11 protein-coding genes are annotated in these 13,471 nt (G+C 39.4%); 4 read left to right on the plus strand and 7 right to left on the minus strand.

Going from position 1 to position 13,471, the window contains the following annotated elements; translation table 11 throughout:
• Positions 1-65: 65 nt before the first annotated feature.
• Positions 66-1,358, plus strand: a complete 1,293-nt coding sequence (gene gluP, locus B3600_RS09015) for a glucose/galactose MFS transporter (protein ID WP_236586154.1) — start codon at positions 66-68, stop codon at positions 1,356-1,358.
• A 233-nt stretch (positions 1,359-1,591) separates the two neighbouring features.
• Entirely contained in the window at positions 1,592-2,437 is an 846-nt protein-coding gene (locus tag B3600_RS09020) for a DUF2911 domain-containing protein (protein ID WP_286752741.1), read from the plus strand.
• Positions 2,438-2,524: 87 nt separating this feature from the next.
• On the opposite strand, the gene cdaA is transcribed toward B3600_RS09020, so the two are convergent.
• Entirely contained in the window at positions 2,525-3,319 is a 795-nt protein-coding gene (cdaA, locus tag B3600_RS09025; protein WP_046672648.1) for a diadenylate cyclase CdaA, read from the minus strand.
• A 60-nt stretch (positions 3,320-3,379) separates the two neighbouring features.
• On the opposite strand from cdaA, the gene B3600_RS09030 reads away from it, so the two are divergent.
• Positions 3,380-4,096, plus strand: coding sequence for a pyridoxine 5'-phosphate synthase (locus B3600_RS09030; protein ID WP_046672649.1), 717 nt, complete (start codon positions 3,380-3,382; stop codon positions 4,094-4,096).
• A gap of 228 nt (positions 4,097-4,324) precedes the next feature.
• Here B3600_RS09030 and lepB read toward each other — a convergent pair whose 3' ends face one another.
• From lepB to B3600_RS09055, 5 genes are all read right to left on the minus strand, one after another.
• The gene (gene lepB / locus B3600_RS09035) at positions 4,325-5,893 is read right to left on the minus strand and encodes a signal peptidase I (RefSeq protein WP_286752742.1); all 1,569 of its coding nucleotides are present in this window, start codon (positions 5,891-5,893) and stop codon (positions 4,325-4,327) included.
• 16 nt (positions 5,894-5,909) lie between these two features.
• Complete coding sequence (gene dapB / locus B3600_RS09040; RefSeq protein WP_286752743.1) at positions 5,910-6,653, minus strand: 4-hydroxy-tetrahydrodipicolinate reductase; 744 nt, start codon at positions 6,651-6,653, stop codon at positions 5,910-5,912.
• A gap of 204 nt (positions 6,654-6,857) precedes the next feature.
• A complete protein-coding gene (locus B3600_RS09045) occupies positions 6,858-7,580 on the minus strand; it encodes a DUF5683 domain-containing protein (protein WP_201640035.1) in 723 nt (240 codons plus the stop codon).
• Position 7,581: 1 nt separating this feature from the next.
• Positions 7,582-8,517: a ParB/RepB/Spo0J family partition protein gene (locus tag B3600_RS09050; protein ID WP_159333448.1), complete on the minus strand. Its 936-nt coding sequence runs from the start codon at positions 8,515-8,517 to the stop codon at positions 7,582-7,584.
• Between the two features lies 1 nt (position 8,518).
• Positions 8,519-9,316 (minus strand): ParA family protein, encoded by a 798-nt coding sequence (locus tag B3600_RS09055; RefSeq protein ID WP_070561294.1) that lies wholly within the window; start codon positions 9,314-9,316, stop codon positions 8,519-8,521.
• A 227-nt stretch (positions 9,317-9,543) separates the two neighbouring features.
• Here B3600_RS09055 and B3600_RS09060 point away from each other — a divergent pair, with 227 nt between their 5' ends.
• The gene (locus tag B3600_RS09060; protein ID WP_286710244.1) at positions 9,544-10,065 is read left to right on the plus strand and encodes an NADPH-dependent FMN reductase; all 522 of its coding nucleotides are present in this window, start codon (positions 9,544-9,546) and stop codon (positions 10,063-10,065) included.
• A gap of 205 nt (positions 10,066-10,270) precedes the next feature.
• Here the strand turns inward: B3600_RS09060 and B3600_RS09065 are convergent, their stop codons facing one another.
• Positions 10,271-13,216, minus strand: a complete 2,946-nt coding sequence (locus tag B3600_RS09065; RefSeq protein WP_286752744.1) for a M16 family metallopeptidase — start codon at positions 13,214-13,216, stop codon at positions 10,271-10,273.
• Positions 13,217-13,471: the final 255 nt, after the last annotated feature.

A 13,471-nucleotide genomic window follows, 5' to 3' on the forward strand; every position in this document is an offset into this window, starting at 1 on the left:
TAAAGCTATTTTTTTGACTGATTTCCAATCTGTGAACGATAACTTAACTAAATATAATTAAAAAAATGACCACTAATCCTAATTCGGGTAAAACAGCGATAGTTCCTATGCTTATTTGCTGTGCATTATTTTTTATTCTAGGGTATATCACCTGGGCCAATGGGGCATTGATTCCATTTGTACGATTGGCATTTAATTTGGAGACAGATACACAAGCGTTTTTAATCCTTTTTGCCTCGTATATAGCCTATTTTTTCCTGGCATTGCCGAGTTCATGGATTTTAGGTAAAATAGGTTTTAAAAATGGCCTAGTTGCCAGTTTGGTCTTAATTATTATTGGTGCAGTTATTATTATTCCAGCCGCATCTAACCTAAGCTATCAACTCTTCCTTGTTGCAATCTTTGTCCAAGCTTCAGGTATGGCGCTATTACAGACTGCGATCAATCCATACCTCAGTATCATCGGGCCAATAGAAAGTGCTGCCCAGCGGATCTCTATTGTAGGGATTTTCAATAAAACAGCCGGTATGATAGTACCAGTGGTTTTAGGAAGTATTTTATTAAAAGATTACGACAGTATTTCCAGCAAAATTAAAGAACTGAAAGCGGGGGCAGAGCATGATGCTTTGCTCGCTGAATTATCGGAAAGACTTCACGGTCCTTATATTGGCGTAGCCATTGGTGTTGCGATTCTAGCTATTGTCGTATTCGCGGTAAAAATGCCAGAGGTTGATGTCAATAAGGAAGAAGAAACAACAGATGAAGCTACTGTATCTGGTACTAAAAAGACAAGTATCTTCCAGTTTCCACATCTATTTTTAGGATTTCTCGCTATCTTCTTCTGCGTAGCAGTGGAAGTAATGGCAGGTGATATCATTGGCACTTATGGAAGATTATTATCTCTACCTCCATTTTTTGTCAAATATGGTACTACTTTCACCCTTGTCTGCATGCTTGTTGGTTATTTTATTGGTATTATTTCTATTCCAAAATTCGTATCACAACAGACAGCGTTGCGTATCTGTACAATTGTCGGAATTACCTTCACTGCAATTTCCGCATTTTCTACAGGTCTAACGTCCTATATCTTTGTTGCCTTATTAGGTGTCGCAAATGCATTGATGTGGCCAGCTATTTTCCCTCTGGGAATCAAAGGGCTGGGACGATTTACAAAAACAGGATCTGGCATTATGATTATGGGTATTGCCGGAGGAGCAATTTGGCCTTTAATCTATGGTTACCTGAAGGACACTTTACATGTTGATTTTCAACATGCATTTCTCTTTGCAATGGTTCCAGCATACTTATATATCTTGTTTTTTGCCACGAAAGGGCACAAAATCGGAAAAGAAAATTAATATCAAAACAAAATATTGGTATAACGAAAGGGCGTCTAAAAATAGATGCCCTTTTTTGTGAAATTCTTCCTATTTTTAAGTGATGAATCTTCGTTCGATTGCAACAGGGTTCATTTCAAATGCCATGATGTAGAGTGCCTCAACCGAAATAAATGAGCCTCAACCATTAAGTCGCAAAATTCTATATTCATAAATAATCGAGCAAACAAGCTCACAATGTAATTATCGAACAAATGAAAAAGAAATTCTTTGCCATTGCTTTTGCAGCAGCCCTGATGTTTACTGCAAACGAATCCTTTGCTCAGTTAAAACTACCTGCAGCAAGTAGTGCTCAAACAATCACACAGGGATTAGGGATTGAAAATGTGACGCTAAACTATAGTCGTCCAAGCATGAACGGCCGTAAGATTTTTGGTGATCTTGTTCCTTACAACGAAGTATGGCGCACAGGTGCAAATACAAATACCACATTAACCTTTGAAGGTGATGTTGAGTTGAATGGACATAAGCTTTCTGCCGGAACCTATGCGCTTTTCACGATCCCGAACAAATCAGAGTGGACCATTATTATTAGTAAAAACACAAAACAATGGGGTGCCTATACCTATAAACAAACTGAAGATGCCTTACGCTTCAATGTTAAACCGCAGACCTTAGCAAATCCAGTGGAGACATTTACCATTTCTTTTGATAATGTTACACCTACAGGTGCTGTATTGAATCTGGCTTGGGAAAAAACGTCCGTAAAGGTTGATCTCAAAGTCAATCAACAGGCTAAAATATTAGCTTCCATCGACGAGGCTATGAAGGGTGAGAAAAAACCTTATTTTGCCGCAGCCCAATATTACTTCAGCAATAACTTAGATCTAAATAAAGCACTAAACTGGTTTGACGAAGCAGCCAAAGCTCAACCCAAAGCTGCCCACGTCCTTTATTGGAAAGCAAAAGCGCAATTAAAAGCTGGTGATAAAAAAGGTGCGATAGAAACAGCAACCAAAGGTCTTGAAGTTGCCACAGCAGATAAAAATAGTGAATACATCAAATTGAACACACAAGTGATCAACGCCGCAAAAAAATAGGTATCTCTATCTAAAATGCCCCTAGAAAGCATCTAACTTTTTGGGGGCATTCCATTTAAGGCCTTTTTTACAGCTCGGCTTTTAGTTTTATAACTCGTCTTTTAGCAATTGCTCAAGTTCTTCTGGTGAAACGTTCATATTGACGTTTCCATCCTTCGCAAAAGATATCTCACCAGTCTCTTCAGAGACAATAACAGCAATCGCATCCGAGATTTCCGTCACTCCAATTGCAGCACGATGCCGTAGTCCGAATTGCAGCGGTAAATCCTCACTATCCGACAATGGTAGCACACAAGATGCTGTCATAATCTTAAAATCAACAATAACCACCGCACCATCATGTAATGGGCTATTTTTATGAAAGATACTTTCAATCAAGCGCTTGGAGATATGGGCATCAATATACTCACCGCTGCTCTGATAATATTCCTCGTCAAAATACTTTGAGAAAACTAATAGAGCTCCCGTCCGTGTACGCGACATGCTTCTACAGGCTTCAATAACGGGTTTTAGATCCTCCGTCAAATCTTTTTGTATTGCCTTTTTATTCCCGATAAACGACCAAAAAACTTTTTTTCGTTTCATGGATATATTCTTTCCCACGTGTAGTAAGAACCGCCTGATTTCCTGCTGGAATACAACAATCAAAGCAATGGATCCTACGGATATAAAACCGCCAAATATCTCAGTCAGCAAGCGCATATGCATCTGTTTGACGACAATATAAACGCCATAAAACAGTGCTACGCCAATCAGGATATTAACGGCAATGGTCCCCCTAATCAAACTATAGATATAGTAGATAATAATCGCTACCAATATGATATCAATAACGTCCAATAGGCGAAAGCCGCTAAACAGGCTATAGTCGATTCCATCCATATATGCAAGTTAAAAAAAAATAGATATTATTTGTATTTTTACATCATAACATACAGGAAAATGACTAGACTTTCAGTAAATATCAATAAAATCGCAACGCTCAGAAATTCTAGAGGTGGCAATAACCCCAATCTAGTATCTGCGGCACTAGCCTGTGAACGTTTTGGCGCTCAAGGTATCACTGTGCATCCACGACCTGATGAAAGACATATTCGATATCAGGATGTTTTTGATCTAAAAGCAGAAATCCAGACCGAACTCAATATTGAAGGGAATTGCCAAGAACAGAAGTTTATTGACCTTGTATTGGCCAATAAACCAGCACAGGTAACCTTAGTGCCCGATACCGAAGGACAATTAACCTCTAACCATGGCTGGGATACCATTAAAAACAAAGCCTATCTACAAGATATGTGTAAATTGTTCAAAGATGCAGGTATACGTGTTTCTATCTTTGTTGATCCCGTCGAAGAAATGGTAGAGGCCGCGGCCGAAACAGGAACAGATCGCATTGAGCTATATACAGAAGGATTTGCTACGGAGTATGGCTTCGATAAAGAACTTGCAATAAAACCCTATTTCAAAGCTGCATTAAAAGCACGTGAAGTTGGATTAGGTCTAAATGCGGGCCATGACTTAGATCTTAACAATCTGCAATATTTCAACCAACATATCCCCGAACTCCTGGAAGTTAGCATAGGCCATGCGCTCATTTCGGATGCACTATACTTAGGGCTAGAGGAAACGATCAAACGTTATCTTGCTTGTTTGAAGTAATGCAACGTTCAGGGAATAGCATTCATCAGTCAGCACCCTTGTGATTGAGAAACTGCAAAAATATTCATTAAAACATTCGTAATTTCGCTGTCACCAGCAGCTCCAAACGAGATCACAAAGGTTTTCTCTTGCTGAGAGAAAACACAGATTCATAAAAAAGGGCTTTCACAACGAAAGCCCTTTTTTATTGCACCCCAAATAGCGGTGTTATTGCTCAAATGGCAGTTGCTAATGAATTCCTTTAAAGATACGGTTCCAGCGAATTTTCGAAAGTCCTGTACCAATCTCATCCCAGCTCATCCAAGTAAATAAAGCCTTTCCGACAACATGATCTTCGGGAACAAATCCCCAACCTCTTGAATCCAAGGAATTATGGCGATTATCACCCATCATCCAAAAATAATCCATTTTAAACGTATAATGGTCTACTTTCACATCATTTATATAGATCCCATCCGAACGTTTTTCTAACTTATTGTTTTCGTAAACGCGGATCGCTCTTTCATAAATGGGCAGAGTCTGTGCATTTAATGCCACTGTCCATCCTTTCTTCGGGATTAAAATCGGCCCAAAATTGTCAAAATTCCATTTGTATTGTGGATCGTACGGATAAGCACCTTCACCACCAGGATTTCTTCTGATTTCTTTGACATTCGACCACGATTTTACTATAGCTAATTCATCTTTTGTCATGAACAACTGATAAACACCAGGCTGCTGATCTCCACCAGCCGCTTCTATTCTCAACTCCCGTAATCTATCCATATTTAATGGGGTACCATCCGTTAAGACGAGATAGTCCAATTGGCTTTCTGGAGGATCAAAACCCGGTTGATCGTTCACAAAGAGTTTAGCGTCCTTCATGAAAATTTTATCGCCCGGCAGTCCGACACAGCGTTTAATATAGTTCTCCCTTTTATCAATAGGTCTTGCCTGGATCGTAAATTGGGAATTGACAGTCTGCCAGCCATAAGCCCGAACAAGATCGTAATAACTTGCATTTTGGTTCTCGAGCGCGACAGTGTCACCTGCAGGAAAATTGAAAACAACGACATCATTACGCTCAATCTTTTGAAATCCTGGCAAACGTTTATAGGGTAGTTCAATAAATTCAGAATATGCTTTCCCACCAGTGATGGGCATCGTATGATGCGCAAAAGGAAAGGCAATCGGTGTGTTAGGAACCCGTGGTCCATAATTTAACTTGCTTACAAATAAGAAATCCCCGATCAACAAGGTACGCTCCATCGATCCTGTAGGAATCATATAAGCCTCGATCAGAAAACCACGAATAAGTGACGCTGCTACAGTTGCAAATACAATGGCATCTGCCCATTCGCGTACCATGGATTTCTTGTACGGATATTTAATTTTATAATCTTTGTAAGATTCAAGTGCAATTTCGGCACGTTTCTCCTCGGTCAGTTCAATACCTTCCTGAGTAGCTGCCTTTAAATTCTTTGCATATAAACCATTCAAAAAACGCACATTGTTGTCCTTTGCCCACATGGGCAGAACGATAAAAGGCACTAAAACAGCAGCAGCATTCTCCCAAAACCGGCGTTTTCCAAAACAATGGATAAAATCAAGGTAAAGATTATAGAAAACAAAGACATTGACAATTGGCACGAGCAATAAAATTACCCACCATGTAGGTCTTCCCGTCAATTTTGCCTGAATATACTGGCTATAAAAAGGCACGATCGCTTCCCAGCCATTTCTGCCAGCTTTAACAAACAATTGCCACAAACCATATCCCGATATTGCTGTTAAAACCGCAAATATAATTAATCCCATAATCTACTAATTAGTACTATTTATTAAAATCAAAAATTTCAGTAACCTGATAGAAACCTTTTTTGCCATTCAACCATTCAGCAGCAACTACAGCTCCTAAAGCAAATCCATCACGGCTATGTGCGGTATGTTTAAATTCTATTTGGTCAACCTCAGAACTATAAAGTACCGTATGTGTTCCCGGAACCTCTTCAATTCGATGACTTTCTATTAAAAGTTCCTGTGGTTTTGGAATAAGCTCATCCTGTTCACCAACAACAGTATTTACCCAATTGGTTTTCACATCGCTATTATCCAATATCCCCTCTGCAATCGTAATTGCTGTACCACTTGGTGCATCCAATTTGTGAATGTGGTGTATTTCCTCTACCTGAACATCATATTGTTTATAAGGCTGCAATGCCTTCGCCAAAATTCTATTGATATGGAAGAATACATTCACTCCGATAGAGAAGTTGGATCCATACAAAATAGAACCATCAGCATCCAAACACTTCGCCTTAACATCCTCCAGTTGATCATACCAACCGGTTGTTCCGACGACAATAGGTACACCTGCCTCAAGACAAAGATTCATATTATCCAATGCTGCAGAAGGTACACTAAAGTCTATTGCGACATCAGCACCTTTAATATCATCAGCAGTCAGGTTAGGACGATTATGTTCATCGACAACTAAAAAAATTTGATGGCCTCTTTTCAGCGCGTATCTTTCGATAATCTGCCCCATTTTGCCATATCCCAAGAGAATGATGTTCATATATTTAGAAAAAAGTATAGTTTATTTTTAAAATTAAAAAATTTCAATGAAATACCCATGTTTAAAACCATAAACCCGTATGAAAATAAAACTGTTCAGTCCTTATTGTCTTAAATTTGCTTGGGCTATATGAATCCCTTAATAAAGAAATAAACTCATGAATAAACAAAAGGAATCAAAATATAACCTTTAAAACAGGAGATTTTAATTGAATTTCATGGTCAATTTAAGTCCGACCGTAGGTTTAAACGAATAAGTTCCCGACGCGAGACTAGCATCCATTAAAGTAGGTCCTATTAAGAAAGCCGTTTTTTTGGGTTTATCATCACCGATACTCCAGCGATATTTAAGCATCGAGTCGATATAAGCTTCTGCGACATTCAGGCCATAAACACCTAACGTAAGTAGCACCATGAGATCTCGATTTCGCCGCGCATTATCTTTTGCCCGGATGATAGATTGGTCGGAGATTCCGATGTAATAAGGATCAATCGGCTTACCAAGAGCTTTGTCTTGTAATACCCCCAGTAATTCCTTATAATAACGGTTATTAAAATCGAAAACAAGTACGGTTGTTATTAAGCCACCATAGATTGCAGGTACTTTTATCCACCAAACGCCGCCATTTGTATATTGTCCCCAGCCTGGAAGTACTAAAGAGCGCTTCCAAGCTTGTTTATTTTTTGCTTCGATAGCCAAACGGGTTGAATCTTTAAACACAACCTTCTCTTTCGCCTTCGCCTCCTCCTTCTCCCGTTTTTTACGTTCCTTCCGAGATTCCTTCTTTACGGTATCCTGTACCGATTTTTGCTTTATGCTATCTATTTTGACGGGTGCCAACTGTTTCTTAGGAATTGTATCCACAGTCTGTCCATGTACTACCGACAGTGCAAACACCGCAAATATCAAGCTTATTAACTTGGCCATATTACCAATCTAACAATTCAAGAATGCGACTTAAATCATCTTCCGACTCAAAAGGTATCTCAATAGCACCCTTTCCTTTCGTGCTCTTCAGATTCAATTTGACCCGAGAAGAAAATTTCGACGCCAGATCATCTTCAATTTTCTGCAATTGAAAAGACATCGGAGCTTTATCTTTTCCAGCTTTTTTCTTACCGCCTTTTTGTAACTCACGAACCAACTCCTCCGCCTTACGGACGGATAAACCTTGATCAATAATCAACTTAAAGATATAAAGCTGCTTATCAACCTCTGGAATATTAATCAGGGCACGAGCATGTCCCATAGTCAAGGCTCCATCGCGTATTGCCGCTTGAATGACAGGTGGAAGTTTTAATAAACGGAGATAATTTGTAACAGTAGAACGGTTTTTACTAACACGTTCACCCAATTCTTCCTGTTTTAAATTACACTCCTCAATCATACGCTGAAAGCTTAAGGCTACTTCAATAGCATTTAAGTTCTCCCGTTGAATATTCTCAATCAGGGCCATCTCCAGCATCTGCTGGTCGTTGGCGGTACGGATATACGCTGGAATTTCGGTGATACCGGCCAAGCGCGAAGCGCGGAGACGCCGCTCTCCGGAAATCAACTGATAATTTCCGTCCGAAATTTTACGTACGGTAATCGGCTGAATTAAACCCTGTAAACTAATCGATTCCGATAACTCCTGTAAGGCAACCGGATCAAATTCTGTACGCGGCTGAAAAGGGTTGACAGATATTTCTTCTACACGGACATGGCTGATACTGCCATTCTCTTTTGTTGTTTTTACTGCAGTTGGTGTAACTAGAGGAGCTTCTTCCACTTGCTGATTACCTTTAGCAGGAACTTCTACACTATCGTTTAATAGCGCACCTAAGCCTCTTCCCAGTCCTGTTTTACGCTGATGTGCTGCCATATTATGCGGTTACTGTTTTATTCATTTCATTAAGATGCCCGTTTTTCTGTAAAATCTCGCGTGCCAAATTCAAATAATTTATTGCCCCTTTGCAGGACGCATCATGCATGATAACAGAAATTCCAAAGCTTGGAGCTTCGCTCAAACGGGTATTTCGCTGAATAATCGTATCAAAAACTAAATCTGTGAAATGTGTTTTCACTTCCTCGACCACCTGATTTGACAATCTTAAACGAACATCATACATGGTCAACAAAATTCCTTCGATCTCCAAACTTGTATTTAAACGGTTTTGAACGATTTTAATTGTGTTCAACAGCTTACCAAGTCCTTCTAGGGCAAAGTATTCGCACTGTACCGGAATGATAACTGAGTCCGAAGCAGATAGTGCATTGATTGTAATTAAGCCTAAGGAAGGCGAACAATCGATGATAATAAAATCATAATCCTGTTTCACCTGATCCAAGATTTTTTTCATCTTGTACTCCCTTTCGTGCATATTGATCATCTCAATTTCTGCCCCAACCAAATCAATATGAGCCGGTAAAAGATCCAAATTTGGCGTTTCTGTTGATTGAATAGCCTCACGAGGATCCAAATCATTCACTAAACATTCGTATACACTTGCGCTGATTGTACGAGGGTCAAAGCCAATCCCAGAAGTAGAGTTTGCTTGGGGATCTGCATCGACCAACAATGTTTTATATTCTAAAACCGCCAAACTAGCCGCCAAATTAATTGACGTTGTGGTTTTTCCGACCCCACCCTTTTGATTTGCGATTGCAATTACTTTTCCCATCTTGAATGAAAACCTTTCTTAATTAAAATGTCATTTTATACTACATTTCACGTTTCTGAAGATCAATTTGCCCAAATTTTAATCTGCGATTCAAATTAACAAAACTAATTCAGCATATTTCGTACTTTTGATTGATCGAAAGCACATATCCTCAGGATGCTAAGATACAAAAAATCAAGATATGTATCCACTTTGAAAATGCGCTTTTTATAAGTATCAACAACACAATGATTTTAATAATATCCGGAACAAACCGTCCCAATAGTAAGACGTTAAAAATAGCAAAATGCTACCAGCAATTACTTGATCGTAAGTCAATTGAAAGTAACATCTTTTCGTTGGAAGATCTACCAGCAAACATTTTAGAAACAGATCTTTACGGAAAAAGAAGCACCGCATTTGAACCCATCCAAGAAATGGTCAGTAAAGCTGAGCTATTTATTTTCATCGCTCCCGAATACAATGGAAGTATTCCAGGAGCACTGAAACTGTTCATTGACTGCTGTACATTTCCGATTAGTTTTTATCACAAGAAAGTTGCATTGGTTGGGTTATCCTCAGGTCGCTATGGCAACCTCCGCGGCATAGATCACCTGACGGGCATATGCCACTACTTAAGAATGCACGTGCTTCCCCTTAAGATCTTTCTACCCAATGTTCAGAACGAACTGAATGATGAAGGGCAGTTATTCAAAGAAGATACGCTGCAATTTATCAACGAACAGATTGAGGAGATTATCCGGTTTTAATACGCTAGTTTTAGTAGCCATGATAGCGAATTCACCTTAAAACTAATCCTACTCGCGAACAGTGAAACAAGGATTCCGTAGCGTGAAACAAGAATAAAAAACAAAGGGCATCACAAAACCTGATACGAAAGAAGCCTCCGGCAAACACCGGAGGCTTCTTTCGTATCATACGCTAATCTAATTCTTAAGACAAGCAATCCGGGATCTAATAGCCGAAGATCTCTTTAAGATCCAGCTTTTTAACCTCGCCCAGTTTCGCAAGATCCTCTGGCTTAAGACTTTCTTCCTTCGCTACAATACAATAAACGTACGGCTTTTGACTCATCTCTTTCTTATGGAAAGTGCTTAGGTCACCATAAGTTAATTTTGGCGCTTGCTCATAGACAACTTTACGAATATCAGTTGCATTTCCCAAACGTTGTGCAGCTAGATAACTACCTAATATAGACGCATTCAACACACGTTCACTGGCAATTGATTTTTCCAGACTTACTTTCGCAATATCCAACCCTTTAGCGCTTTCAGGCAACACATCCAGCAGCTCATTCATGCCTTTAATCGCATCGTTAAACTTATCAGCCTGCGTCCCAACATAGGCCCCAACGGTGTAATGGTTTTCTTTTTTATAAGGCTGTCCATAATAGGCATAAGTTGAATAAGCCAATGCTTTCGATTCACGGATAGTCTGGAAGACAATACTTCCCATGCCGCCACCAAAGTAATTATTAAACAGAGAAACAGTCGGTGTCAAGGCACTACTGTATACTCCTGAGCTTCTATACCAAAATACTTCAGCCTGCTTCATTTCGAAATTAGCAAAAAGAACCTGGTTCTTGCTTGTTGGCAATTCTGCGAACACGACCGCCTTTTTCGCCGGAACATACTCTCCAGCCCCTTGTTTCAAAGGCTTCGCTTTCGCTACAAATTCCGCGGCAGTTAACGGGCCAAAATAAAGCATCGTATGTTTCATATTAGCCAAATCGTGCAATGCCTTCACCAAATCCTCCGCTTTTAAAGCATCCAATTCCGCGTCTGTAAACACATTATTAAATGGATTTTTAGCGCCGTATTTAGCATAAGATTTTAGGCCTTCCATGATCGCTCCCTTGTTTTCTTTCGCATTTGCTCTCGCTTTTTTAAGACGGGCAATATACATTTTGAAAGCCTCCTGATCAGCAACACAATTACGCAATAAATCCTGAATCAAGTTCTGTGTAGCTATAAAGTTTGAATTCAAGCCTGAAATCGACACCATAGTTTCTTCATTTCCTGCAGACACTGAAAAATCAGACGCCAATTGATAAAAATCCTTGCTAAACTGCTCACTGGATTTATCTTTTGTACCTAAAAATTCTAGATAACCCGCAGCCAATGAAAGCAATTTATTGCTCCATTTTCCACCATCAAAACGATAAGACAGCGAAAACAGTTCATTATCTGAGTTCTTTACAGCAAGTACTGGCAAACCGTTTGCAGTAGCCTTCTGAATATCTTTGTTGTAATCTACCCATACAGGCTGAATTTTATCCTCTGGCAATGCTTCTACTTTCTTCAAGAAATCAGACTGGTCATCACGATTGACCGTTACGGGAGTAATCTCAGGTTTAACAACTTTAACGACATTATTATCAACTCCCTTACGCTTATAAACAACAACATAATTATTGTCATTCAAATATTTGTTAGCAAAATCAACCACATCTTGCTTGGTGATTTTATTCAACTCATCCGAATAGCCCACGACAGACGCCCAATCCTGACCCGAAGTAAAGGCATCCATCAATGATTCAGCACGATCACCATAACTTTCATTTTGCTTGATTTCGTCTTTCTTAGCGTTGTTCACAATCGCCGTGATCAGCTCATCCGAAAACTCTCCTTTTCTCAATTTTGCCAACTCTTGTAACAGCAGCTGTTGCACCTGTTCCAAGCTCTGTCCCTGACTAGGATTACCCTGCAACAGAAGCAGAGAATAGTCTTTTAACACATACGGAAAAGCACCTGCACCTAATAATTTTTGATTCTTCACCAAATCCAGATCAATCAGACCGGCAGAACCATTTGTCAAGATCTGACTCATCAGATTGAGCATACGGGCATCCTTTGTTGCAGCGCCAGGAAAACGAAATCCCATTAACATAAATTCAGCATCCGGACCTTTAACCTCGCGGACAACAGGAGTTAAAATTGGTTTCTCTGCATCAAACGTGTAGGCCGGAATTTCTTTCGCCTGCATAAAAGCAAAGGCCTTATCCACCTTTTTCACCACCTCTGTAGGATCAAAATCACCCGACATAATGACCCCCATATTGTTAGGGACATAGTAGGTGTGAAAATATTCACGAATCGCTTTCAAAGATGGGTTTTTAAGGTGCTCTACAGTACCAATTGTCGTCTGCTTTCCATAATTATTATTAGGAAAAGCAGCTGAAAACATCGATTCTACAGCCTTACGATTATCTTTATCCAGACTGATATTTTTCTCTTCATACACAGCTTCCAGCTCAGTATGGAACAGACGCAATACCGGATATCTAAACCGTTCTGCCTGTACAGCGAGATACTTATCCATTACATTACTAGGAATTTGCTCCTGATAGACTGTCTGCTCAAATGAGGTGAATGCATTAGTACCTTCCGCTCCCATTGATGCCATCAATTTATCGTATTCATTCGCAATAGCATATTTCGCAGCCTCTCCAGATACTTTATCGATTTCCTTATAGATTGCTTTCCGTTCGGTTTCATCTGTTGTACCATTGTATTTCTCATAGAGCGCATCAATCTGATCTAACAAAGGTTTTTCCTTTGCCCAGTCTTTAGAACCAAATTTATCGGTTCCTTTAAACAGCATATGCTCCAGATAATGGGCCAAACCGGTGTGATCTTTCGGGTCTGTTTTGCTCCCCGCTTTTGTCGCAATGTAAGTTTGGATACGTGGTTCTTTTTTGGTCGGGCTCAAAATCACCGTTAAGCCATTTTTTAACTTGTAAAACCGTGAATGTGTAGGGTCATTCGTGACGTACTTGTAGGTGTACCCCCCCTCAGATGCTTCTTTCCAATCAAATTTGGCGTTTTGAGCAAACAAAGCACACCCTGCTGTTGTTAGTGCAAACGTAACAGCAGTAATTCTAAATAGGTTTTTAATCATATTTCCTTTTTCTTTTCACCTCAAACTTAGATAAATTGCTTTTTATATGCAATATAATTACAGACATAAACAATAATTATTTACCCATTTGACAGCCTGATAGTTAAGCTGCCTAATTTCTCTCACCACTAACCGACATGGTGTGGCTGAAAAATGGCATTTTTTATAACTTGATTTCGCTACTGTTTAAATACTGTTGTTACAATGATATATCATTCTTATTTTTGCAAAAATTTTAAAAAACGCTAACGTTTT

Origin of the sequence: Sphingobacterium sp. UBA2480 (assembly GCF_002341965.1) — a bacterium.
GTDB lineage: Bacteria > Bacteroidota > Bacteroidia > Sphingobacteriales > Sphingobacteriaceae > Sphingobacterium > Sphingobacterium multivorum.